This window comes from Hydrogenobacter sp. T-2, from assembly GCF_033971325.1.
In the GTDB taxonomy this organism is placed as follows: domain Bacteria; phylum Aquificota; class Aquificia; order Aquificales; family Aquificaceae; genus Pampinifervens; species Pampinifervens diazotrophicum.
This window is the reverse complement of the sequence record NZ_CP117180.1, coordinates 495959-518886: the sequence shown is the minus strand read 5'-3', so window position 1 is coordinate 518886 and position 22928 is coordinate 495959. Positions and strand designations below refer to the sequence as shown.

The 22928-nt window shown below is 43.9% G+C and carries 24 protein-coding genes; 23 read left to right on the top strand and 1 reads right to left on the bottom strand.

Translation table 11 applies throughout. The annotated features are described in order from the left end of the window. The 16 genes from IAE16_RS03065 to IAE16_RS02990 are packed head-to-tail and all read left to right on the top strand — an operon-like array spanning position 1 to position 14968. Positions 1-1500: a complex I subunit 4 family protein gene (locus tag IAE16_RS03065; protein ID WP_323701255.1), complete on the top strand. Its 1500-nt coding sequence runs from the start codon at positions 1-3 to the stop codon at positions 1498-1500. A gap of 1 nt (position 1501) precedes the next feature. Beyond that, on the top strand, positions 1502-2953 hold the full coding sequence (locus IAE16_RS03060) for an NADH-quinone oxidoreductase subunit N (protein ID WP_323701253.1): 1452 nt from the start codon (positions 1502-1504) through the stop codon (positions 2951-2953). 4 nt (positions 2954-2957) lie between these two features. After that, positions 2958-3329: an NADH-quinone oxidoreductase subunit A gene (locus tag IAE16_RS03055; protein ID WP_323701252.1), complete on the top strand. Its 372-nt coding sequence runs from the start codon at positions 2958-2960 to the stop codon at positions 3327-3329. A gap of 11 nt (positions 3330-3340) precedes the next feature. Next, positions 3341-5056: an NADH-quinone oxidoreductase subunit D gene (locus tag IAE16_RS03050; RefSeq protein WP_323701251.1), complete on the top strand. Its 1716-nt coding sequence runs from the start codon at positions 3341-3343 to the stop codon at positions 5054-5056. Further along, entirely contained in the window at positions 5053-5565 is a 513-nt protein-coding gene (locus IAE16_RS03045; protein WP_323701250.1) for a Uma2 family endonuclease, read from the top strand. The genes IAE16_RS03050 and IAE16_RS03045 overlap by 4 nt, the downstream gene beginning before the upstream one ends. A gap of 40 nt (positions 5566-5605) precedes the next feature. Next, entirely contained in the window at positions 5606-6112 is a 507-nt protein-coding gene (locus IAE16_RS03040; protein WP_323701248.1) for a Uma2 family endonuclease, read from the top strand. Between the two features lie 2 nt (positions 6113-6114). After that, a complete protein-coding gene (gene nuoH / locus IAE16_RS03035) occupies positions 6115-7164 on the top strand; it encodes an NADH-quinone oxidoreductase subunit NuoH (RefSeq protein WP_323701247.1) in 1050 nt (349 codons plus the stop codon). Positions 7165-7166: 2 nt separating this feature from the next. Next, the gene (locus tag IAE16_RS03030) at positions 7167-7685 is read left to right on the top strand and encodes a Uma2 family endonuclease (protein WP_323701246.1); all 519 of its coding nucleotides are present in this window, start codon (positions 7167-7169) and stop codon (positions 7683-7685) included. Then, positions 7682-8197, top strand: a complete 516-nt coding sequence (locus tag IAE16_RS03025) for a Uma2 family endonuclease (protein ID WP_323701244.1) — start codon at positions 7682-7684, stop codon at positions 8195-8197. The genes IAE16_RS03030 and IAE16_RS03025 overlap by 4 nt, the downstream gene beginning before the upstream one ends. 3 nt (positions 8198-8200) lie before the next feature. After that, complete coding sequence (locus tag IAE16_RS03020; protein ID WP_323701243.1) at positions 8201-8824, top strand: NuoI/complex I 23 kDa subunit family protein; 624 nt, start codon at positions 8201-8203, stop codon at positions 8822-8824. After that, positions 8821-9354, top strand: coding sequence for an NADH-quinone oxidoreductase subunit J family protein (locus IAE16_RS03015; RefSeq protein WP_323701242.1), 534 nt, complete (start codon positions 8821-8823; stop codon positions 9352-9354). Before IAE16_RS03020 ends, IAE16_RS03015 begins: the two co-directional genes overlap by 4 nt. Then, on the top strand, positions 9335-9643 hold the full coding sequence (nuoK, locus tag IAE16_RS03010; protein ID WP_173832856.1) for an NADH-quinone oxidoreductase subunit NuoK: 309 nt from the start codon (positions 9335-9337) through the stop codon (positions 9641-9643). Before IAE16_RS03015 ends, nuoK begins: the two co-directional genes overlap by 20 nt. 1 nt (position 9644) lies before the next feature. After that, entirely contained in the window at positions 9645-11471 is a 1827-nt protein-coding gene (nuoL, locus tag IAE16_RS03005) for an NADH-quinone oxidoreductase subunit L (RefSeq protein WP_323701241.1), read from the top strand. Positions 11472-11474: 3 nt separating this feature from the next. Continuing rightward, on the top strand, positions 11475-12950 hold the full coding sequence (locus IAE16_RS03000; protein ID WP_323701240.1) for a complex I subunit 4 family protein: 1476 nt from the start codon (positions 11475-11477) through the stop codon (positions 12948-12950). A 3-nt stretch (positions 12951-12953) separates the two neighbouring features. Then, a complete protein-coding gene (locus IAE16_RS02995; RefSeq protein ID WP_323701239.1) occupies positions 12954-14336 on the top strand; it encodes an NADH-quinone oxidoreductase subunit N in 1383 nt (460 codons plus the stop codon). Beyond that, positions 14336-14968, top strand: a complete 633-nt coding sequence (locus IAE16_RS02990) for an MBL fold metallo-hydrolase (protein WP_323701238.1) — start codon at positions 14336-14338, stop codon at positions 14966-14968. The genes IAE16_RS02995 and IAE16_RS02990 overlap by 1 nt, the downstream gene beginning before the upstream one ends. Before the next feature lie 634 nt (positions 14969-15602). On the opposite strand, the gene IAE16_RS09745 is transcribed toward IAE16_RS02990, so the two are convergent. Further along, positions 15603-16493, bottom strand: a complete 891-nt coding sequence (locus tag IAE16_RS09745) for an IS982 family transposase (RefSeq protein WP_438617125.1) — start codon at positions 16491-16493, stop codon at positions 15603-15605. Between the two features lie 119 nt (positions 16494-16612). On the opposite strand from IAE16_RS09745, the gene IAE16_RS02985 reads away from it, so the two are divergent. From IAE16_RS02985 to cmr6, 7 genes are read left to right on the top strand one after another with little or no spacing between them, the layout of a single operon-like run. Then, on the top strand, positions 16613-16864 hold the full coding sequence (locus tag IAE16_RS02985; RefSeq protein ID WP_323701237.1) for a TM1812 family CRISPR-associated protein: 252 nt from the start codon (positions 16613-16615) through the stop codon (positions 16862-16864). Continuing rightward, positions 16861-17994, top strand: a complete 1134-nt coding sequence (cmr1, locus tag IAE16_RS02980) for a type III-B CRISPR module RAMP protein Cmr1 (RefSeq protein ID WP_323701236.1) — start codon at positions 16861-16863, stop codon at positions 17992-17994. Before IAE16_RS02985 ends, cmr1 begins: the two co-directional genes overlap by 4 nt. Beyond that, positions 17991-19796, top strand: a complete 1806-nt coding sequence (gene cas10 / locus IAE16_RS02975; RefSeq protein WP_323701235.1) for a type III-B CRISPR-associated protein Cas10/Cmr2 — start codon at positions 17991-17993, stop codon at positions 19794-19796. The genes cmr1 and cas10 overlap by 4 nt, the downstream gene beginning before the upstream one ends. After that, positions 19777-20754: a type III-B CRISPR module-associated protein Cmr3 gene (gene cmr3 / locus IAE16_RS02970; protein ID WP_323701234.1), complete on the top strand. Its 978-nt coding sequence runs from the start codon at positions 19777-19779 to the stop codon at positions 20752-20754. Before cas10 ends, cmr3 begins: the two co-directional genes overlap by 20 nt. After that, positions 20751-21635, top strand: a complete 885-nt coding sequence (gene cmr4, locus IAE16_RS02965; protein ID WP_323701233.1) for a type III-B CRISPR module RAMP protein Cmr4 — start codon at positions 20751-20753, stop codon at positions 21633-21635. The genes cmr3 and cmr4 overlap by 4 nt, the downstream gene beginning before the upstream one ends. Then, positions 21632-22003, top strand: coding sequence for a type III-B CRISPR module-associated protein Cmr5 (cmr5, locus tag IAE16_RS02960; protein WP_323701232.1), 372 nt, complete (start codon positions 21632-21634; stop codon positions 22001-22003). The genes cmr4 and cmr5 overlap by 4 nt, the downstream gene beginning before the upstream one ends. Further along, positions 21984-22913 (top strand): type III-B CRISPR module RAMP protein Cmr6, encoded by a 930-nt coding sequence (gene cmr6, locus IAE16_RS02955; RefSeq protein ID WP_323701231.1) that lies wholly within the window; start codon positions 21984-21986, stop codon positions 22911-22913. Before cmr5 ends, cmr6 begins: the two co-directional genes overlap by 20 nt. The last annotated feature ends 15 nt before the right edge of the window (positions 22914-22928 follow it).

Below are 22928 nucleotides of genomic sequence, written 5' to 3'. Positions count from 1 at the left end.
ATGGAAGGGTTTCCACTAATATCGGTGAGCATGATATTGCCTCTGTTGGGAGTTTTTGTGATACTCCTGGCAAAAGAGGAGCTTTCTAAGTGGATAGCGGTCTTCTTCAGCGGGCTTGTGTTTGGCATATCTTTGGTATCTCTCTTCTCCTTTGACTTTTCAAGGGCGGACAGGGTGCAGTTTGAGGAAAAGTATGCCCTCATACCTGAGCTAAACCTTAGCCTGCACTTAGGCTTTGATGGGCTTTCTTACCTTATGTATATACTCACCACCTTGGTCTCTTTGGTTGCCATCCTTTGGTCTACAAGAGACCATCAAATAAGCCACCGTCTTAAGGAATATTACGCATGGTTTTTGCTCACAGAGACTTTTCTTGTAGGTGTTTTTGCCAGCCTTGACCTTATGGTCTTTTATGTCTTTTATGAGCTTACCCTTGTTCCCATGTTCTTTGTCATAGGCATATGGGGCTACAAGCTAAGGCTATATTCCGCCTATAAGTTTTTCATATACATCTTTGTTTCCTCTTTGTTCCTTCTGCTTGGTATTGTGAGCCTTGCGGTCCAGCACTATAGACAGTTTGGCAAGTTTTCCTTTAACTACTTTGACCTTATAAACAATCAGTATGACTTTACCTTTGAGCTTTTTATGTTCCTTCTCTTTCTAATAGCCTTTGCGGTAAAAACGCCTATAGTGCCCTTCCATACATGGCTTCCAGACGCTCACGGAGAGGCACCAACTGCAGGTTCTGTGGTGCTTGCTGCGGTGCTTCTTAAAATGGGGACTTATGCCCTGCTTAGGTTCAACATAGGTCTCTTTCCAATAGCTTCTGTATACCTTATGCCCATAATGGTGCTTTGGGGCATACTTACCATAGTTTTTGCCTCTTGGTTTACCATAAGCCAGAGCAATGTAAAGAGGTTTGTAGCCTACTCTTCTGTGAGCCATATGGGTTTTGTGGTAGGGGGTATGTTTCTCCTTAACGCAGAGGGTCTAAGAGCCAGCATTACAGAGATGTTTGCCCACGGTCTTACCTCCTCCGCCTTGTTTATGATGGCGGGTTTTATCTACAACAGGCTACACAGCTTTAATATGCAAGCACTTAGGGGAAGTATAAAGTTTATGCCCCTTTTTGCGGTTCTTGTTGCCATAACCGGTTTTTCCTCTATGGGGCTTCCCGGTGGTTCTTCCTTCTGGGGTAAGTTTCTCACTATCGTGGGAGCAAGGGAATACACACTACTTCTTGCCTTCTTAGTGGTTGTGGGTGCCTTCTTTAGTGCGGTCTATGTGCTATACCTCCTAAAGACTCTATACCTTGACACAAAGGAGGAAAGCAGGCTCGTTCACTTTACAGACCTAAGAGGCTTTAAGCTAAGTGCCTTCTTGCTTGTGGTTATTCCCATGCTTATGGTAGGCTTTCTACCCTTCCTATTCTTCGCTTTCTATGACCCTTACATAGACAGCCTTTTGGAATACTTAGTCTTAAGGGTAATGGGAGGTTAAGATGGAACAGCTAATAAGCATAGAATTGCCTCGTCTGTCCCTTGTCCTTCCAGAGCTTGTGGTCTTGCTTACTGGCTTTGTCCTCTTTAGCCTTGACCTTATATACAAAAGGATAAACCATGCCCTTGCCATAAGCGTAAGCCTTGTGGGTTATCTTTTGGCTTTGCTTCTTTTAGTTTTTAACTGGGGTATGGAGGGAGAGACCTTTTATGGGCTTTACAAGAGAGACAGCTTTTCAAGCCTTATGCAAGCCTTTATGCTTTTGCTTACCATGTCTCTTTTAGGCTTTAATTACCTCTATTACAAAAGCAAAAAGTCTCTTTACGGAGAGTTCTACTACATTCTTAGCTTTGCCCTAATAGGTGGGATGTTTTTAGTCTCCTCCTACAACCTTATAGTTCTGTATGTTGCCCTTGAGGCGGTCTCCATAGCCTTCTACATACTTACCGCTCTTCTCAGGTCGGACTTTAATTCAAAAGAGGGTGCCTTTAAGTATCTAATCCTTGGAGGTCTTTCTATAGCCTTGGCTTCCTACGGTGCAGGCTTTATGTATCTGTATTCAGGCTCTCTTGACCTTAGATATATCCTTACACATGTGGGTGAAAACCAATACTTTTTGGTGCTTGGTCTCGTGCTATTTTTGATAGGTTTTGCCATAAAGATAGGTGCGGTGCCCTTTCATTTTTGGCTTCCAGATGCCTATCAGGGTGCTCCCACGCCCATAACCGCCTATATGGCATCCTTTGGAAAGCTCGCCTTTTTTGCTCCAGTGGTTAGGCTCATGCCCTTGGTTCAGGAGCATTTTGCCTATGCATGGATAACCACAGTGGCTATCATCTCTGCCTTGACTATGCTGTATGGAAACCTCACCGCCTTGGTGCAAAAGGACGTAAAAAGGCTTTTGGCTTACTCCTCTATAGCACACTCTGGCTACATATTGGCAGGTATCTCCGTGGCAGAGGTTATAGGTCTAAAGGCGGTCATATACTTTCTTCTTGCCTACTCCCTTATGGGTTTTGGTAGCTTCATGGTGCTTGCCCTTTTAGAGAGAGTGCCAGGATGGGAAAACAAATTAGAGCAGTTTTCAGGTATGAGGTTCTCCGCACCTTGGCTTGCCTTCTCCTTTATGGTAATGCTCCTTGCCCTCTTGGGTATCCCTCCCACTGTAGGTTTTGTGGGAAAGGCTCTGGTCTTTATGTCCCTTTCCTTTGAGAGGCTCTGGTGGCTTGCTCTGGTGATGATAATCGCAACGGGTATATCCACAGGCTATTACCTAAGAATAACGGTGCTTATGTTTATGAAAGAGCAGACCAACAGCCTAAACCTTTCTGTGTCTCAGGTGGAGAAGTTTCTTATATTGCTTTTTAGTCTTGCCCTTGTCCTTCTTGGTGCAGTGCCTATAATATTATGGAGCTTTGTAAGTCCTTCTGCGGAAAACCTATTTATGAGGTGAAAGCATGGAGTATATAGCACTGCTCATATTCTTAGGCATTATGTTAGGCTTAGCCTTGGTCTTTGTCTTTGTAAACAAGCTACTGGGTCCAAAAAGCTCAGATGCTATGCAAGACTATCCTTATGAGTGTGGAGTGCCTCTTTACGATAAATCCGCTCAGTCTACCTTCCATCAAGGTTATTACCTGCTTGGTCTACTGCTTTTGCTCTTTGACATAGAGGCTGCCTTTCTTTTTCCTTGGACGGTAGTTTACAGGTATCTGGGGGTTTTTGGCTTTGTGGAGATGTTCCTCTTTATACTTATATTAACTTATGGGCTTCTTTATGCTTGGAGAAAGGGAGCCCTTGATTGGCAGTTTGAAGAAGAAAGCCTCTAAAGGAGTGTGAGATGCCTTGGGCAAAGGGACAGGACTTTATTGACCTAAGGAGCAGGTTTGAGGGGCTTGAAATTGAAGAAAAGCCTACCATTACCTCTCTTCATATCCAAAAGGAAAGGCTCATTGACCTTCTTAAGGTCTTAAAGGAAGAAAGGGGTTATAAGCTCTTTATTGACCACTCAGTGGTGGACTTTCCTGACAAAAAGCCTCGCTTTCAAGCCTTCTATATCCTCTACAACGTGGATGAAAAAAAGAGGGTAGTGGTAAAAACGTGGACGGATGGAGAGCTTCCTTCTATAGAAAAGCTCTGGTTTGCGGGCAAATGGGCAGAAAGAGAATGCTACGATATGTTTGGCATAAGGTATGAGGGGCACGAAAACTTAGTGCGTGCCTTTATGTGGGAAACCTACCAGCACTATCCTCTTAGAAAGGACTTTCCTCTTGAGGGCTACGCCACAGAATACTTACCTTCCTTGAACGAGGTCCTATGGGGTGAAAACCTCAACGGTCTTATGAACTACGATAAGATGCACACACCTGTGCCAACTCTGGAAGACCTTGAGATAACCGAAAAGAGAAGGCTTAAGAAGAAGGCTCAGATAGTGCTAAACTGGGGACCACTACATCCGGGAACGCACGGGACTATGTGGTTTCTCTTTGACCTTGAGGGGGAAAGGGTCTATCAGTGCGATGTGATACTGGGTCAGCTCCATAGGGGTGTGGAAAAGTTAGCAGAAAACGAGATGTATAACCAGTTTCTGGTCTACACAGACCGTATGGACTACCTTTCCGCCCTATGCTCCAATCAGGCTTGGGTTGTGGCAGTGGAAAGACTTCTTGGCATAGAAGACCTTGTTCCAGAAAAGGCAAAGTATATCCGCACTATGATGTCAGAACTTCAGAGGATAAACTCTCACCTTTTGTGGCTTGGCACATACGCCCTTGACCTTGGGGCTTTGACCATATTCCTGTATGCCTTTAAGGAGAGAGAAAAACTTATGGACATTATAGAGGGTATAACTGGTGCAAGGCTCACCATCTCCTACACGAGGGTCGGTGGTGTGCGTATGGACTTACCAGAAGGTGCTCTGGAGGTAATAAAAGCATTTATAAAGAGATTTCCAAAGGAGCTAAAGGAGTGGGAGACCATACTCAGTAGGAACAGGATATGGCTAAGAAGAAACGTGGGAGTGGGAGTTATAAGCAAGGAGGATGTTTACTTCTATGGGCTAACAGGTCCAGTAGCCAGAGGCTCTGGCGTGCCTTACGATATAAGAAAGTTTGAACCCTACGATGCCTATCCATGGGTGGAGTTTGACATTCCCGTGGGAGAAAATGGCGATGTATATGACCGCTATTTGGTAAGGCTTGAGGAGATAAGGCAGAGCCTGAGGATAATAGAACAGTGTGTGGCGGTGCTTGAAAAACTCAAAAATGCACCCTTCTTTGCGGAATCTCCAGACCCCAAAAAGCTCAAGCTACCCCTTGACGGCATAGGTCTAAAAGCACCAGAGGGAGAGATATACTCCTCTGGAGAAAACCCAAGAGGAGAGCTGGGTTTTTACATATACTCCACTGGTGGCACAAAGCCCTACAGGGTAAAGATAAGACCAGGCTCTATGTATAACCTTTGCGTGTATCCCAAGCTCATGAAAGACCGTGTAATAGCGGATGCGGTTACCATCTTGGCAAGCATAGACCCAGTGGTAGGAGAGATAGACCGATGAAACTAAGGCATGTGCCCCATTACACCTATGAGGACTACGCAAAGTGGCAAGGAGACTGGGAGCTTATAGAAGGCATTCCCTATGCTATGGCTTCGCCAAGGTTCAAACATCAGCTCTTAGCCTCAACTCTTATATGGTTAATAAGAAGTCTTTTTGAAAAGCAAGAGTGCAACTGTTTTGTGGTAGGAGAGCTTGACTGGGTCATATCGGAGGATACGGTTGTGAGACCAGACCTTGTAGTTTTGTGTGAAGAACCTCAGGACTACATAAGAAAAAGACCGGAGGTAGTCTTTGAGATAGTTTCGGAGAACTCAAGGGAGATGGATGAGTTTGTAAAGTTTAAGCTCTACGAGCAGGAGGCAGTGCCCTACTATGTGCTACTGCATCCAGAAAGCAAAAGCTGGAAAGCCTACAGATGGACTTCAGAGGGTTTTGTGCCTATGGAAAGGCTCTCCTTTAGCGTAAAAGACTGCCCTTTTGAAATAGACGCAGAAAGGCTTTGGAGGTAAACATGTTCATGATAAGCCCTATAGCAGGAGAGATAAAGCGATGAAACTAAGGCATGTGCCACATTACACCTATGAGGACTATGTAAGGTGGCAAGGAGACTGGGAGCTTATAGAAGGCATTCCCTATGCTATGGCTTCGCCCAAATTCCCCCATCAGCGTCTTATGTTTGTGTTGGCAAGGCTTTTGGAAGACATGCTTGAAGAATGCAACTGTTTTGTGGTAGGAGAGCTTGACTGGGTCATATCGGAGGATACGGTTGTGAGACCAGACCTTGTAGTTTTGTGTGAGGAACCTCAGGACTACATAAGAAAAAGACCGGAGGTGGTTTTTGAGATAGTTTCAGAGAACTCAAGGGAGATGGATGAGTTTGTAAAGTTTAAGCTCTACGAGCAGGAGGCAGTGCCCTACTATGTGCTACTGTATCCAGAAAGCAAAAGCTGGAAAGCCTACAGATGGACTTCAGAGGGTTTTGTGCCTATGGAAAGGCTCTCCTTTAGTGTAAAAGACTGCCCTTTTGAAATAGACGCAGAAAGGCTTTGGAGGTAAACATGGAAAGCGTGGTCGCTTGGCTCATAATAACTCTTATAAAGATACTGGTCATATTGGGTATAGTCCTTGGTGTGGGTGCGTATCTGACCTTGGTGGAGAGAAAGGTAGCAGCGCACATACAAAGAAGACCAGGTCCCATGGTGGTGGGTTGGCACGGACTTTTGCAACCCCTTGCGGACGGTCTTAAGCTCCTCACAAAGGAAGACATCTTTCCAAGATATGGAAACAAGTTTCTGTATAACCTTGCCCTTGTGATGGCTCTTGTGCCTGCGGTTTTGGTCTTTGCGGTAGTTCCCTTTGGTCCCGAGTTTGAGCTTTTTGGATACAAGATAAAGCCCATTCTTACCGATGTAAACATTGGTCTACTGCTTGTCTTTGCCCTTGGTTCTATGGCGGTCTTTTCCATAGCCTTGGCAGGATGGGCTTCCAATTCCAAGTATGCCCTTATAGGCTCTATGAGAAAGGCAGGCATAGTGGTCTCCTACGAGGTGGTTATAACCTTTGCGGTCATGGGTCCCATAATACTGGCAGGAACTCTCTCCACCTACAACATAGTCCAAAAACAAATAGAGCAAAACCTTTGGTATATATGGCTACAACCTGTGGCTTTCGTGGTCTACATGTTTGCCATGCTTGCGGAAACTGGAAGAGTGCCCTTTGACATACAAGAGGCAGAGGCGGAGCTGGTCACAGGCTTTACTGTGGAATACGGTGGCATGAAGTTTGGTCTTTTCCCACTTGTAGAGTGGTATGTGGAAGTGCTATCTTTGTCTGCCATTGCGGTGGTTCTCTTCTTGGGTGGTTGGTCTCCCATAAACATACCCTTCCTTGGCTTTGTGGACCCCCTCTTTTTCCTTGGACCCTTATCTCCCTTTGTCTGGTTTATCCTCAAGGTAAGCCTTCTATTCCTTTTTGTGCTATGGCTTCATTGGACACTGCCAAGATATAGGATTGACCAGATAACCGCCACTGCCTGGAAGGTGATGCTACCCCTTACCTTTGTAAACTTGGTGCTTACTGCGGTTATAGCACCCCTCATATGGAGATGAGGATGAAACTAAGGCATATGCCCCATTACACCTACGAAGACTACGCAAGGTGGCAAGGCGACTGGGAGCTTATAGAAGGTATTCCCTACGCCATGGCTTCGCCAAAGTTTGCCCATCAGTGGGTTATCTTTGAGCTCTCCGCCCTTATAAGGGAGGCACTAAAGAAGGCAAACTGTCCTTGCTTGGTGGTAGGAGAGCTTGATTGGATAGTCTCAGAGGACACCGTCCTTAGACCAGACCTCGTAATCCTCTGTGAAAAACCCACAGACTACATAAGACAGAGACCAGAACTCGTATTAGAGGTAGTTTCAGAAAGCTCAAAACTTCAGGATGAGGTCATAAAGTTTGAAAAGTATGAGGAGCTTGGCGTCCCATACTATATACTAATATACCCAGAACAAAAAAGCTGGAAGGCTTACAAAAACACAAAAGATGGCTTTAAAGCCATAGAAAACCTAAGGCTTAGGCTAAAGGACTGTGAAGTGGAAATTGATATAAACACCTTGTGGAGCTTGGCATGAAGGTGGAGCACTTGCCCCACTACACCTACGAAGACTACGCAAAGTGGCAAGGCGACTGGGAGCTTATAGAAGGTATTCCCTACGCCAAGGCTTTGTCCACAAGGCTTCACCAAAGGTTTGTCTTTCGCTTACAAAGGCTTATAGTCCAGACACTTGAGGAAAAACAGTGTCCCTGTGAGGTTCTTTCAGAGGTAGACTGGGTCCTTTCAGAAGACACCGTCCTAAGACCAGATATATCGGTCCTTTGCGATGGAGGAAACGAAGACTACATAAGAGAAACACCCGTGCTTATTGTGGAGGTGGTTTCGAAAACTTCAAAAAAGCACGACGAAAGGACAAAGTTTGAAATATATCAAGAGCTTGGTGTTCCCTACTACATACTCCTTTATCCAGAGGAAAAAATCTTAAAGGTATATAGAAACACTTCTGAAGGGTATGTGCCCTTGGAAAACTTAAGGTTTAGTATAAAAGAGTGCCTTATTGAACTAAAAGAGGAAGAAATATGGAGGTAAAGCATGGTAAAGAAGGTCTTTGAGCGACCGCTTAGTTGGCTGGAAAGGATTTTATTCCTTGACTTTATAAGAGGTCTCTCCATAACCATAAGAAATGCCTTCAGAAAAACCATAACCACCCACTACCCCTACGAAAAGCTCACGCCACCCAAGAGGTTCAGAGGTTTCTTTGGACACAAGGTGGTGGACGGAAAAGAGCCACAACCTGCTTTTGACGAGTGGGTGGAGAGGTTTAAGATAAAGGTAGAGCCCGGTCAAAGCCGATGCGTGGTCTGTATGCTTTGCAAAAGAGCATGCCCTGTGCCACAACTCTTTGAAATAGAAGGAGAAAAACTGCCCGATGGTAGAAGAAGGGTTGCGGTCTTTAACATGAACATGATGCTTTGCACCTTCTGTGGCTTTTGCGTGGATGCCTGCCCTGTGGACTGCCTTTTCCAGAGCGATATCCACGAGACCGCAAGCTACACAAGAAGGGATGCGGTGCTAAACCTTGAGGTGTTAGAGAGGATTGGCAGAGATTGGCAAAGGAGAAGAGAAGAAGAGCCAGACAGAATATGGATAGATGACTACCAAAGACAGAGACTTTGGTATGAAAATGACCTTAAACTTCCGGAGGTGAAAAGGTGATACAGTGGCTGGTTTTTCTCCTCTTTTCCACTCTTGCGGTGCTTTCTGCCCTTGGAGTTGTGCTTTTGTCCAACCCCATATATGTGATACTCTCCCTTTTGTCTACCCTTGTAGCTATAGCGGGTATATTCTTTGTGGCAGGTGCGGAGCTTGTGGGTGCTCTCCAGCTTCTTATCTATGTGGTTGCAGTGACGGTCTTCTATGTCTTTGTGCTTACCGCAGTCCCATGGGAGAAAGCCCTCAAAAAGGACTCCCACTACAGGGTTGCAGGTCTCTTTTCCTTTCCCCTTATACCCCTACTCTATGCGGAGATGCTCTTGGTGTTTCTCATCGGAGTTAGCGTATCGCCAAAGGGAGAGTTTAGAGAGCTTATACAGAAGTTTGGCAATGTGGAGGTGATAGGTGGTATACTCTTTAGCAAGTATTTCCTTGCCTTTGAGCTTGTTTCCCTCGTTTTGCTAATTGGAATGATAGGAGCGGTAATAATAGGAAGGAAGGAGGCACAGACCTATGACAACCATACCCCTTGAGGCATACTTGACCCTTAGCGTAATTCTCTTTGGGCTTGGCGTCTTTGGTATGATAGTGCGTAGAAACATGGTAACCGTTCTTATGAGCATGGAGCTTGCCCTAAATGCGGTCAACGTGCTCTTTGTGGGTGCGGACGCACACCTAAGCCTTGTGGACGGTCAGGTCTTTGCCCTTTTTATAATAGCCCTTGCTGCTGCAGAGGCTGCAGTGGGTCTTGGTATAATAATAGCCATATTTAGGCTTAGAAAGGTAGACTCTACCGATGAAATAACAGACATGAGAGGGTAAGATGGAGATACTGGTTCTTATCTCACCTCTAATAGCCTTTTTGATAATAGGTCTCTTTGGCTCAAGAATAGGAGACATGGCTTCCGCAATTATAGCCATACTTGGCTCCCTCTTCTCCTTTATCTTCTCCCTATGGGCTACCTCAAAGGCTCTCTCTCAACCCTTTAGCCTTAAACTCTACGAATTCCTGCCTCTGGGAGACTACACACTATCCCTGGGTCTTTACTTTGACGCACTCTCTTCTATCACCGCCTCTGTGGTTACCTTCGTGGCTACTCTCATCTTCATATACTCTGTAGGCTACATGTCTAACCTCTTTGGTCAGTGGACTTTTAAGTTCTATGCATACCTTTCCCTCTTCCTCTTTGCCATGCTTCTTATCGTGCTTTCCGATAACTTGCTTGGTATCTTCTTTGGCTGGGAAGGCGTTGGTCTTGCCTCTTATCTGCTTATTGGATACTTCCACACTCAGAAAAAGTCCGCTAATGCCTCCTTTGAGGCTTTTACTCTAAACCGTATCGGAGACTGGTTTTTCCTCTTTGGCATTATTGCTACCTTTTACCTTTTTGGTTCTTTGTCTATTCTTGACATTTTTGGCAAGGTCTCTGAGGTGGACAAGGCACTTCTTGGTCTTGCGTGTTTGTTGCTATTTGGTGGTGCGGTAGGAAAGTCTGGTCAACTTCCTCTTCACACATGGCTTCCTAATGCTATGGCTGGTCCTACTCCTGTTTCTGCCCTTTTGCACGCTGCTACCATGGTGGCAGCAGGTGTTTATATGGTTGCAAGGCTCTATCCCATGTTTGAAAACGCACCACAGAGTTTAAAGGTTGTTGCCCTTGTGGGAGGTATAACTGCCCTCTTTGCAGCCCTCGCTGCAACCTCTAACACAGACATCAAAAAGATAATCGCCTTTTCCACCATGAGCCAGCTTGGACTTATGTTTTTGGCTTTGGGTCTTGGAGACAAGATGTCCGCCATGTTTCACCTTACCACTCATGCCTTTTTCAAAGCCCTACTTTTCCTCTCTGCAGGTTCAATAATCCATGCCTTTCACCACCATGTGCATGACATATACGAGACAGGAAACTTGAAAAGATACATGCCCATAACCTATGGCAGTTTTCTTGTGGGAGCATTGGCATTGGCGGGAATATTTCCACTATCAGGTTTTTGGAGCAAGGACCTCATAGTGGCAACTGCCTATGAGGTGAGCTTTTTCTGGGGAGTGCTTGTGTCTGTAGTGAGCTTTTTGACAGCCTATTACATATTCAGGGAAGGCTTTGTCATGTTTCATGGCAAGGAGCATTTCAGGCACGAGCATAAAGAGGAACCACATGAAAGCCCGGGAGTGATGACGATACCGATGGTAGTGTTGGGAGTAATGGCGGTGTCCGCAGGATTTTTTGAGGGGTGGTATGGTAGTGTATTGGGAGTAAAGAAGGAACTGCACATAGAGATAGCCATACTGTCTGTGTTTGTGGGTTTAGCGGGTATAGGTGTAGCCTATCTTGTGTATGTGAAGGGTTTGATAGACCCACAGAAGGCATATGAGGCTCTCAAGCCTTTGCATACTACCTTCAAAGAGCAGTTCTTTACTGAAAGGCTTTACCATAAAGTCTTGGCAGGTGGCTACCTCTTCTACTCTAAAATACTTTACATGACCGCAGAAAGACAGCTCATAGACGGGCTTGTAAATGCCACCTATCCAGCAATGAGGGGTGCAGGAAGTGTCCTTAGAATGCTTCAAGCAGGCAAGTTAAACCTTTATGCCTTGTTTATGGCTTTTGGCTTTTTGGCTTTGCTTTTCATAACAATTTTGTGGAGGTAAAGGATGGAAAACCTTCTAAACATCGCCATATTCTTGCCACTGCTCGCTGCTATCCTTGTGGGAATAGTTAGGAACGAAAAGTTTTCCAAAGTAGTCTCTCTAAGCATATCCTCTGTGGTGTTTTTTATAATGCTTTATCTTTTCCTCAACTTTGACTGGTCTGCTCAAGGCTTTCAGTATGTGACAAAGCTAAACTGGATACCCTCCTTAGGCATCTCCTACCATGTGGGTGTGGATGGTATGGCTATTTCCTTGCTATTGATGACCTCTTTGGTCTTCGTGTCCGCCTTTTTGTGGTCCCTTAAGATAGAAGACAGACCAAATCTATACTTTGCCCTCTTTCTTGCCCTTGAGACCGCTTGTCTTGGAGTTTTCTCCGCCCTTGACCTTTTCCTCTTCTACCTTTTCTGGGAGGGTATGCTCATACCCATGTATTTCATCATAGGTCTTTGGGGGCACGACAGAAAAGTTTACGCAGCGAACAAGTTCTTTGTGTATACCTTTTTTGGAAGTGTGTTTCTTCTTCTCGGACTTGCCAGCATAGTGGTCTATGGCTATATAATGACTGGAACCATATCCTTTGACTACACCTTCCATATGGCTTTCTCTTATCCCATGTTTCTGCAAATAGCAGGCTTTCTGCTCTTTGGTCTTGGCTTTGCGGTAAAGATACCCATGTGGCCAGTCCACACTTGGCTTCCTGATGCCCACGTGGAGGCTCCAACCGCAGGCTCTATAGTGCTCGCCGCCGTGCTTCTCAAGATGGGAACTTACGGCTTTGTAAGATACTCATTACCCCTCTTCCCCGATGCCAGCAAATACTTTATTCCTCTCATATTCTTCCTGAGCCTTGTAGCCATAATCTACACCGCCATGATGGCAATAGCCCAAACCCACATAAAGAGGCTTATAGCCTACTCTTCCATAAGCCACATGGGTGTAGTGACCCTTGGAACCTTTGCCATGGACCTTAACGCATTAAACGGAGCTATATACATGATGATAGCTCACGGTCTTTCCTCTGCCGCACTGTTTATGTCCGCAGGCTTTATATACGACAGAGTCCACTCCTATCATATGGATGACCTTGGGGGTCTGGCAAGGTATGTGCCAAAACTGGCGGTTCTTTTTATGATATCTGGTCTTGCGGGTATAGGCTTCCCCGGTCTTGCAGGCTTTGTGGCAGAGTTTTTGGTCTTTCTTGGCACATACAAAAACTTCCCCGTATGGGCTTTTATAGCAGGCGTAGGTATTGTGCTTTCTGCAGCATACTTCCTCTATATGTATAAAAGGGTCATGTTTGAGGAGGAAACCCTTTCCGAATACAGGTTAGAAAAGTGGAAACACCTAAAAGACTTGGAGCTTCACCACATGCTCTCCTTTATACTCATAATCGCCTCCGCCTTTATCATGGGTCTTTATCCCTATCCCTTTGTAAAGATAATAGAGCATACTTCCCGATACGTGCTTGGAGGTTAAGAGGTGAACTGGAACGCAGTAATTCCCGAACTGGTGCTTGCCCTCGGTATACTTTTGGTCTTTGTCCTTGACCTCTTTTCTGACAAAAAGCACTACAGGCTTTTGAGTGTTATCTCCGCCCTCGTGCCTATCGCTTCCCTTATAAGCCTTCTCTTTGTGCAGTATCCCGCAAGAACCCTTTTTGACCTTTTTGAGGTAAACGCCCTCAACCTGCTGGGAAAAGCCATTTTGTATATACTCACAAGCCTTGCCATATTTTCCATGCATGACTACTATGAGAAAAAAGGCTCTGTATACACAGAGCTTTCTTATCTTCCCCTCCTTTCTACACTTGGGCTTTCAATTTTAATATCCTCGGTAAACCTTGTCCTTGTCTTTGTGTCCCTTGAACTTGCCAGCATAGGCATGTATGTTATGGTCTCTCTCTTGAGGGATGATTATCTTTCCAAAGAAGCAAGCTACAAGTATCTTATGATAGGCTCTGTTGGGACTTCTATGCTTGCTCTCGGCTCTGTCTTTTACTATGCCAGCACGGGAAGTTTCTTTCTAAAAGAATACAGGGATGAAAACAGTCTCTTTTTGCTTTCCATGTTCCTTCTGCTCTCCGCCCTTGCCCTAAAGGCTTCTGCAGTTCCCTATCACTTTTGGACACCGGATGCCTATGAGGGTGCTCCCACACCCATAACAGGATACCTCTCCTCTGTCCCAAAGGTAGCCCTATACTTCCTATTGGTTGAGCTTCTTGGCTACTTTTACCACCTCAAGCAGTGGCTAATACTGGTAGCTATCCTTTCTATTCTTTCCATGTTTTATGCCAACTTTGTGGCATACACCCAAAGGTCTGTGAAAAGGCTTATGGCATACTCCACCATAGCCCACGCAGGCTACTTCTTACTTGGTCTAAGCCTTGCAGACCCACAGCTTCAAAAAGCCCTTCTTTTCTATGTCTCTCTGTATGCCTTTGCAAGTCTTGGAACTTTCACCATAATGTCAGTGCTTGAGAAAAGGTCTGGCTTTTCCCACCACATCCTTGACTACAGAGGACTATACAAGGACCATCCAATCCTCGCATCCCTCTTTGCCCTCTTCCTCTTTGCCTTCATAGGCATACCACCCATGGCACTCTTTGTAGGCAAACTAACCCTCTTTATGGGATTGGTTAATAACATGCTCCTACCTTTGGCTATAGCCCTCGTCCTTGCCAGCATCCTATCCGCAGGCTATTATCTAAGAGTGGTAGTATCCCTATTCCTACAAGAGGGAGAAAAAAGGTTTCCACCCGCAAAGGTCTCGGGAGGCGAAGCCCTAACACTGCTCCTTTGTTCCCTTCTTATGGTGCTTCTTGGCATATTCCCCAACCTACTTTATGACCTTATAAAACTCTGATGCTCCTAAAGGTCTTACCCGTAGGACTGCTCTCTGTTAACTGCTCCTTGATAGTGGACGAGGAGAACGGAAAAGCCCTCGTAGTAGACCCGGGAGCGGACGCCCAAAAGATAATAAGAGAGTTAGAGAGCTACGAGCTTGTAGGCATAGTAGCCACACACGGACACATAGACCACGTGGGTCAAGTAAAGACCCTAAAGGAAAGGTTTAACGTTCCCTTCTATATGCACCCAGCGGACACCTTCCTTATAAACGACCCCATATGGCATGGCTTTGAAAGACAAATAGGAGCAAACCTACCCTGCCCAGAGCCAGACATAGAGCTAAAAGACCAAATGGAAATAAAACTGGGAGACACCACCCTTCGCATAATCCACACACCCGGACACACCCCCGGTCTTTGCTGTCTTTATGAAGAAAAGAGCAAAACCCTTATAGCAGGAGACCTACTCTTTAGAGGTGGAGTAGGCAGGTGGGACTTACCCGGCGGAGACCTCAATGCACTAAGAAACTCCCTAAGGAGAATCTTTTCAGAGCTTGAGGACGATGTATTGGTAATATGCGGACACTACGAGGAGACTACCATAGGACAGGAAAGAAAGTTCAACCCATACCTAAGACAGCTGTTATAATATTTTTGAGGCTAACTTAGGGGTCTATAGCCCCTTGACATCTTGGCAGGTGAATAGGGCTTTTGCTGTTTGAAAGCAAGGGGGTAGTATTCACTTAAGAGGCTTGAGAAGTCCATCCTCGTCAACTTCCATTATGGTAGTCTTTTCTCTGAGGTTTTCTAGCTCTATTAGCTTCTTTGCTATCAGCTCACCCATTGAGGTGTTTTTCTTTATGCTTTCTATCCGTAGGCTCTCCCAAAGGTCGTAGGGTGGAGATATGATAGTCTGCTTGAGTTATTTTTAATGCCTTTATGCTTTGATGTTTTGGCATCAAGATGCTTTGATGCTCTGATGTTTTAATGATGAGTACTTTAAAGCCTTGTCTCTCAAAGATTTAAACTTGACAATGGCACACTGAATTTTGCATTATCGGAGGTTGGAGAAAAATTACCCCTATTTGAGAGTGGTGCACCCTTGACAAAAGGCTTGATATATCTTAACGCAAGTTGCAAGTTATATTAGGTTCATTTTCCACATTCTATACAGATTATATGTTAGTAAAAAACTTGCTTATTGTATTCTTTACCAGTTCATTTTCCACATTCTATACAGATTATCAGGAAGGGCAGGCAGGAAGGGATACTTTGAAGTGGGTTCATTTTCCACATTCTATACAGATTATATTTTGCACCTCCTGAGAGTTTTTTGCTCTCGGGTGGTTCATTTTCCACATTCTATACAGATTATAGGAAACCACAGCGGTATAGATTTTCACAAGAAGCCCATTCAGGCTAACAGAATAAGGTCTCATACCGATAAACCTTTTAAGGACACTAAACACACTCTCCGCAAGCCTCCTGTATAACCTCTTTGCATACTCAATCCACCCACCCTCATATCTGCTTTCCTTTGTACTCCTTAATGGGTTAAGCACTATGCCCTCTTCCTTCAAGATATCCTCCATCAGATAATTCTTGTATGCCTTATCACATATGATTTCCTTACTTTCTACACTGTAAAAGCTCATGTTTGCCAAACCATCAATATCATGCCTACTCCCCTCAAGTAGATGAACCTCTCTAATTAAACCCTTAGAGTCCATAAGTGCGTTTAGCTTAAGCCCGTAAAAGTATTCTCTCTTGCCTGGTGTATATCCTCTGTATAGCTCACCTTTTAATGTTTTGCATGTCCATATGCGTGCATTCTCACACACTTTCACTGGCATGCTATCAATTAGGTAATATCTTTCATCCACCTGTGGTAGAGATGCGAGTTTTAATATGATGGTTTGCATATAAGATAGCAGTTTTTCAAGTCTTCTTGAGAAGGTAGATTTATCAGGGACTTTAGGGAAGAGATGACTACAGAAACTTTTAAGCCAATCAAGAGCCTTTGAGTAGTTTGCACAAAAATCTATGTGGGCTATAACTGCCATTGTTAACACCTCCGAGTTAGATATTACCGTTTGTGGTTCTTCACGAAGTCTAAGTTCCTTGAGCAAGTCGTCTATAATTACAAAGTATGTTATTATTCTATCTTCTGTCATTTTTGCACCTCCCTATGGGGATGCTCCATAGGGAGCTTTTTTACCACATCTCTTTATAACTTGCAACTCGGGTTAATATAGTATAAACAGGAAGTGGAATTTTGATGGGAGTTTAAAATTTGCATTGTTGGACAGAGCAAAGATTAATTAATAACAACTTCAGAGAAACTCTTACAGGAGATTTACTAAGAGATGATAGGGCTAAAAGGAACTTTTACGCACATTCTGGCTTGGAAAACAACATTGTGGCTGTCAGAAAGGGCGATAACGGGGAGATTTTATTAAAGTATAGGGAAGAGATGAGAAGTGTAGTGGAGAAATTTCTTTACGATGATTATGTATACGAAAGGGTTTGTGAGGGAGAAGGATGAGAAAGTTAACCTTTGAGCTGGAATTTATTACTCCTGCTTTTATAGGTAATGCACAACAGCAGGCGGAGCTTAGACCTGCCAGCTTTGTGGGGCCTTTGAGATGGTGGTGGAGGGTAATATTGGCAACCTATCTCAATAATAGTGAAGAAATATTTAAATACGAGGCAGAGCTTTTTGGCTCTCAAGAAAAGACTGCTAAGATAATGGTAAGAACAAAAGGTCATGTATCTACCGTTGATATACTAAAGGATAGAAGAGAGCCAATATATATGCTTGGTATGGGGGCAAAAGGGAGAACTTGTATCCCTTCTGGCTCTAAGTTTTATTTGGAGGTAATTTATAGGGAAGTTTCTGAGCAACTTGTAAGAAGTCTTGTAAACCTTGCAATTAACTTTAGTGGTATAGGATACCGGGCGAGAAAAGGCTTTGGAAATATGAAAAGCAAACAAGAGTCTCTAAGCCTAAGACTCCTAAGTAGAGACTATTGGTCTGAAATACTAAGTAAAGACAAGATTTTCAAAGATATACCTAAAAATGGCTCTGGATTTAATGACCTTCCTAACTTGAATAACCTAAGGGTGCTTAGGTATCAAAGGGCTTTTGATAACTGGGAAGATGCCATAAGATTTCTTGGAAACTTATATAGGAAGGTGAGGCTAAGAGATAGCAGAACCTATGAATACAAAACGGGTATAGCTCAATACATAAGGTCAAATCCTATACCTAAATCTCTTGAATTGAAAAACTATGTGTTTGGTCTGCCAATAATGTATCAAAGTAAAAGCCTTGAAAAAAGACAGCAAAACAATAAACCAGTAAGACCTCAAGCTCAATTAAACTGGTCTACTCAAAGAAGGCAAGAGAACGAAGAAAGGGGTGATAGAAGAAGAGGCTCTCCTTTTATCTTTCTTGTAAAGGAAGATGGTTTTTATGTGCTTGCTTTTATGTGCAGATTTCTTCCAGAGGGTGCTAACTTTCTACTTCAAACCAAGGGTAAATACTGGGACATATTAGGAACGAGAAGACCCGGCAGGGAAAACCTTCCCTATTCTGAAGAAAAGTTCCGTAGGGATTTTGAAGATGCGGTCTCAAGATTAAAGAGCGTAGGCTTTGTGGAGGTAAAAGTATGAAACTATGCATCTTCACCTTCTCTCCCGTGCAGAGCTTTATATCTCAATCAAGAAAACTCCTTGACCTTTTTAACTCCAGCTTTTTACTTTCGTATTTTACAGAAAGACTTATAGAATACATAAGAAATGAGGGGTTGGGAGATGTGGTGTATCCTGTTTATGCACCCGGGCTTAAAAGCACAGAGCTTGCGGGGTATCCCAACAGGATAGTGATAAAAAGCACACAAGACCTTTGTGAGAGGCTAAGGGAAGTTTTTGAGAAAACCTGGGAAGATATATACAACCATGTCATACTATCTCTTGGTTTATCTGCCAAGGAGCGTCTTCAATTTGAAAAACATGTGGATGGATACTTTGAGAGTTTCTGTGAGTGTCAGGACTTTATAGATAAAAAGCAATGGCTTGAGACTATGGAGTTATGTCAAGTGGAAGATGCAGAGGACTATGGATACACTTACGACCTTGTGGAGAGGTTCTTGGGTGCTAAAAAGAGCTTTAGGGCGTATAGGGGTAGGGTTGATGAAGAGACTTACGACGGGGAGTTTCCAGATGGTTGCACCCTGTGTGGAGAGCGTCCTGCCTTGGCTATAGATTGGGAGAGCTTAAGAAGGAAAAAGAAACTGCTTTTGTCAAGTGGGGAAAAACTCTGTGGCGTGTGTCTTACAAAGAGGTTTGCTATGGAATACTTTAGGGAGGTTGGGAGGTTAAACAAAAAGGGCTTTCCATCCACAAAGGACTTTGCATGGGTTCCTTTCAAAAATAGGCTAATAGAAGATAAGAGGAGGGATGTTATAAGCAAGCTGGAATACTTGGTGGGGCTTGTGCTGGGTAAGGAACTTATGCCAATAGAGTATATAAGTGCGGATTGGCTTGACCCAAAGGATGTGAGAACTATGATGGAAGAGGCGGAGCAAGAAGATAGAAAGCATTACGAAGAACTGCTTGATTTTCTTGAGGGGGTCTTTTATGACAAGAAGATAACAGGCTATAAAAAGCCAGATAACTCCTACTTTGGTCTACTTATGATGGACGGGGACAATATGGGTAAATGGCTGGGGTTAAAGAGGGAGCTTAGAAAGGAAAAGCTAAGTGAAGACTTCCATAGGAGATTTTCAGAAGGGCTTTCTGAATATGCCAATAGTGTCTATCAAAAGGCACAAGAGAAAAAACCTTGTGTGGAGCTTGTGTATGCAGGTGGAGATGACGTGTTGGCGGTAGGCTATCCTACAAGTCTTTTGGACTTTGCGGAGGATATAAGAGGGAACTTTTCAAAAACTCTTAAGTTAGAGGAAGCTACCACAAGTGCAGGCTTGGTGGTGGGACATGAAAGCGAAAACCTTAGGTTCTTGCTTGAGGAGCTAAGGGAGGCGGAAAAACTCGCCAAGCGGGAGGGAAGAGATAGGATATGCATAAGTGTAGTTATGAGAAACTCTCAACCTGTGAGGCTTGTTCTTAAATGGAATGACCTGCAACTTTTTAAGAAGATAACTGAGTATTTCAAAGTCAAGAAGGTAGCTGAACATTCCAAAGACTCTTTAATCTCTCAAAACATGCCTTATGCCCTCAGAGAAGAGTTGTGGCTTTTCAAGGAGGATGCGGACTCCTATAAGCCTATAGTGATGTCCTTACTAAAAAGACTTTTTGCCAGAAAGAGTAAGTTAGAAAAAGAGGATATTCTATCTTTGATAGAAGATTTAGAAAAGGCTGGATTTTTGAAAGACCTTAACTCTTTAGAGCATCTCTTTTACATAGCACGCTTTTTCTCCAAGTTGGAGGAAGAGGATGAAACTGTATGTGTTTGAACCTTACGATGTTTTGAGTTTTGGCGGGCTTAGGCATTTTGCTGGGGGAGAAACCCATGTGCAAAGAAGTGCCTTTCCACCACCTATAATGAGGTTTTTCCACATATTTGAAAGGGTTTATGGAGTTTTTCTGTATAAGGACGGTATGGTGTATATCCCTTTGCCTGCGGACGTGGTAAAGGAAAGAAAAAAGGAAGACAAGCCTAATATAAAGATACTTAAGCTAAATAAAAGAGGTATTCCTCTCATTACGGGTGTTGAAGGTGCATACGAGCAGGCAAGGGAATACTTTATAAGTCTTAAAGACTTTTTTACAAAATATGCGAAGGGTCAAGGGGACTTTTCTATCTGTAGCCTTAGGGACTTTATCCAAAAGGAGCAAAGGGTTGGTATAAGCATAGATAAGGACACAAGAACTGCAAGGGATGGGTTTTTATACTCTCAAGACTTTTTGAGGTTTTCAGAGGGTTCTCGTATTGGGGTTTTGGCGGAAGGTTTAAGAGAGGACATAAGGGATAATAGGGTTTTCCTCGGCGGAGAGAGAAGGGTATCTTACATGCATAGTGAAGACCTTAAGGTTTTTGAAAAGCCCGTATCCATACAAAAGGGAAAGCTTTACAAGTTCTACGTCCTTAGTCATCTCTTTATAGAAGGTGGTCTTAAAGAGAATTTGAAAATAGGAAACTTGAGGTTTAAAGTGCTATGGTTTTTCAGTGCTGGCATAGAGTATGTTTCTGGCTTTGGAAAGCCCTTTTTGGAGATGATAAAGCCGGGGAGTGTGCTTTTGCTGTCTGCTTTGGATGAGGGTGGGATGGGTTGTTCCATATGTCAGATAGAGTCCGTTCCTACGGTTAACTATAAAAAGAGGATGGGTAAGGATAAGAAAACGCTTTGGGATTTGGAAAACTTTTTGCAAAGAGGATGGAATAGTGGAATACTTTTGGAGGTGGAAGGATGAAAAGAAAAACTTACCTGATTGAGGTTTTAACTCCTCTCCATGTGGGAGCGGGTCAGGGGCTGTCTCACGTAGACCTGCCTATAATGAGAGAAGTTCACACAGGCTTTCCCTTTGTTCCCGGCAGTGCCATAAAAGGTTCTGCAAGGGAGTATGCACTTAGAGAAGTCTGGAAAAGACATCTTGCCAACTCGGGAGTGAAACTCTCTGACTTGGACGAAGAGGTTAGCAAAGGCAAAAAGCTAAAAGAGGATGAGGCAGAAAAGATAAAGGATGACTTGGAATACCTAAGGTCTGTATTTGGCACTGCTGGAGAGTTAGAAGAAGGAAGTGCAGGAAAGGTGTCTTTTGGTGATGCAAGCATTTTACTCTTTCCTGTGAGGAGCTTAAGCCACATATTCCTGTTGGTTACTTGTCCCTATGTTATAAGCAGGTTTGCGCGAACTGTGGGTATGGATATCCCTCCACAAAAGGTTGGAGACACGGAAGCCCTCTGCTACTCTATGGAGATAGCCATAGACAAACAGGTAGTGCTTGAGGAGTTTGTCTTTAAGGCAAAGGAGGCTGGAGAAGACTTCAAAAAGTTTGTGGACCTTCTTGGGATAGGCTATAAGCATAGGGTGGTGTGTGTGAGCGATACGGTCTTTTCTGAGCTTGTGCAAAACTATACAGAGGTGCAAACCCATGTGAGGATAGACCCAGACAAGGGAACGGTGGCAAGCGGTGCACTTTGGACAAGCGAGTATTTGCCTGCGGAGAGCGTGCTTTTTGTAAACCTTTTCCTTGATGAGGACATTGAATATTCCTTGCCGGGAGAGATGTGGCTTGGTGGCGATATGACTACGGGTAAGGGTAGGGTAAAGCTAAGGGAGGTGAAAACATGAAGAGCAAACTTCAAGAGATTGCGAGCTTTGCTTATGACTGTGTGATGGAAGTAAAGAATAAAAGTTTTGAAAAAGACTATCTATCACACGCAAGAAAGCTACCCTCTATGATAGTCCATAACGGACTTTTGACTACCTGTGCCTTTATAAGGTCAAAGCAAAACGACGACGGTTGGAAGAAGATAGAGGAACATATCAAGAGATATATGAAGGAGATAGAAAATAAGGAAGTGGATAGTCTTGTGAAGTTTTTCTCAGGGCTTGACCTTAAGGAATATAGGCTATACACAAGAAAGGTCTTGTATTTTGCACAGTGGCTAAAAAGAGTAGCGGAAGGAGAGCTAAAGTATGAAGAGCAGGCTGAATAGTTTCTCAGAACTACCTGCTGGCTTTAAGAGGCAACTTAGCGAGCTTCTCTCAAAGGCAAAATCGCCTCATATTGGTCTTGTCTTTTACAAGGTCTTGGTTTCTAAATTTACAGAGGATGAATTAGAAAATGGTCTAAAGGCTGAAAGGTTTGCAAGGGAGCTGGATGCCACATTGAAAGAGCTTACAGATTACCGTGTGAACATTCCCAAACTTCCCTGCAAAAAGTCCTTTGAGTTAAAGACCGCTTACAGGTTGGCTATAGGTATGGGCTATCCGTCCCTTTTGGAAAACGGCTTTCTTTTCCACCATACCTATGGCATTCCTTACATACCGGGAGAAACTCTAAAGGGCTTGGCAAGGCATGTGCTTTTGCTTTCCATATACGAAGAGATAAAGGAAAAACTCGCTTCCACACAAGAGCCTCTTAACTATCTTGATAAGTATCTAAGTTCAACGGAAGAGGAGTTTTCAAAAAATAGCCTTACAGAAACCCTTGACAGGACAGAAATAAGCATAATTCTTAGCGATTACAAGATTAGAGAGCCTCATAGGGTTTTTAGGAGGATTTTTGGAACGCAGGAGAAAAGGGGTGAGGTTATATTCCTTGATGCTTTTCCAAAAAAATTTAACCCTCAGGACCTTGAGCTTGATATTATGAACCCTCATTATGCGGGCTACTACACAGAAAAGGGTAAAAACCCACCGGGAGACTGGGAAAACCCAGTGCCAATAAAGTTTTTAACCTTAAAGAAGGGGACAACCTTTGTATTCTGCTTGGACTATGAGCCTCTTGGAGAAGAAGAGCCTGAGCTTTTGGAGCATGCCTATAACCTGCTGAGGATTGGCTTGGAAAACCTCGGAGTGGGTGGAAAGAAGGCTAAGGGTTATGGATGGTTTGAGGCTGTTTGAGTTAAAATAACTCTC

Excerpts from the sequence above, each read along its gene's own strand:
- cmr5 (WP_323701232.1), top strand. The coding sequence starts at position 21,632 with ATGAAGAGCAAACTTCAAGAGATTGCGAGCTTTGCTTATGACTGTGTG.
- IAE16_RS03000 (WP_323701240.1), top strand. The coding sequence starts at position 11,475 with ATGGAAAACCTTCTAAACATCGCCATATTCTTGCCACTGCTCGCTGCT.
- IAE16_RS03055 (WP_323701252.1), top strand. The coding sequence starts at position 2,958 with ATGGAGTATATAGCACTGCTCATATTCTTAGGCATTATGTTAGGCTTA.
- IAE16_RS03045 (WP_323701250.1), top strand. The coding sequence starts at position 5,053 with ATGAAACTAAGGCATGTGCCCCATTACACCTATGAGGACTACGCAAAG.
- cas10 (WP_323701235.1), top strand. The coding sequence starts at position 17,991 with ATGAAACTATGCATCTTCACCTTCTCTCCCGTGCAGAGCTTTATATCT.
- nuoH (WP_323701247.1), top strand. The coding sequence starts at position 6,115 with ATGGAAAGCGTGGTCGCTTGGCTCATAATAACTCTTATAAAGATACTG.
- IAE16_RS03040 (WP_323701248.1), top strand. The coding sequence starts at position 5,606 with ATGAAACTAAGGCATGTGCCACATTACACCTATGAGGACTATGTAAGG.
- IAE16_RS03050 (WP_323701251.1), top strand. The coding sequence starts at position 3,341 with ATGCCTTGGGCAAAGGGACAGGACTTTATTGACCTAAGGAGCAGGTTT.
- cmr4 (WP_323701233.1), top strand. The coding sequence starts at position 20,751 with ATGAAAAGAAAAACTTACCTGATTGAGGTTTTAACTCCTCTCCATGTG.
- nuoL (WP_323701241.1), top strand. The coding sequence starts at position 9,645 with ATGGAGATACTGGTTCTTATCTCACCTCTAATAGCCTTTTTGATAATA.
- cmr1 (WP_323701236.1), top strand. The coding sequence starts at position 16,861 with ATGAGAAAGTTAACCTTTGAGCTGGAATTTATTACTCCTGCTTTTATA.
- cmr3 (WP_323701234.1), top strand. The coding sequence starts at position 19,777 with ATGAAACTGTATGTGTTTGAACCTTACGATGTTTTGAGTTTTGGCGGG.
- IAE16_RS03065 (WP_323701255.1), top strand. The coding sequence starts at position 1 with ATGGAAGGGTTTCCACTAATATCGGTGAGCATGATATTGCCTCTGTTG.
- nuoK (WP_173832856.1), top strand. The coding sequence starts at position 9,335 with ATGACAACCATACCCCTTGAGGCATACTTGACCCTTAGCGTAATTCTC.
- IAE16_RS03020 (WP_323701243.1), top strand. The coding sequence starts at position 8,201 with ATGGTAAAGAAGGTCTTTGAGCGACCGCTTAGTTGGCTGGAAAGGATT.
- cmr6 (WP_323701231.1), top strand. The coding sequence starts at position 21,984 with ATGAAGAGCAGGCTGAATAGTTTCTCAGAACTACCTGCTGGCTTTAAG.
- IAE16_RS03030 (WP_323701246.1), top strand. The coding sequence starts at position 7,167 with ATGAAACTAAGGCATATGCCCCATTACACCTACGAAGACTACGCAAGG.
- IAE16_RS03060 (WP_323701253.1), top strand. The coding sequence starts at position 1,502 with ATGGAACAGCTAATAAGCATAGAATTGCCTCGTCTGTCCCTTGTCCTT.
- IAE16_RS09745 (WP_438617125.1), bottom strand. The coding sequence starts at position 16,493 with ATGACAGAAGATAGAATAATAACATACTTTGTAATTATAGACGACTTG.
- IAE16_RS03025 (WP_323701244.1), top strand. The coding sequence starts at position 7,682 with ATGAAGGTGGAGCACTTGCCCCACTACACCTACGAAGACTACGCAAAG.
- IAE16_RS02990 (WP_323701238.1), top strand. The coding sequence starts at position 14,336 with ATGCTCCTAAAGGTCTTACCCGTAGGACTGCTCTCTGTTAACTGCTCC.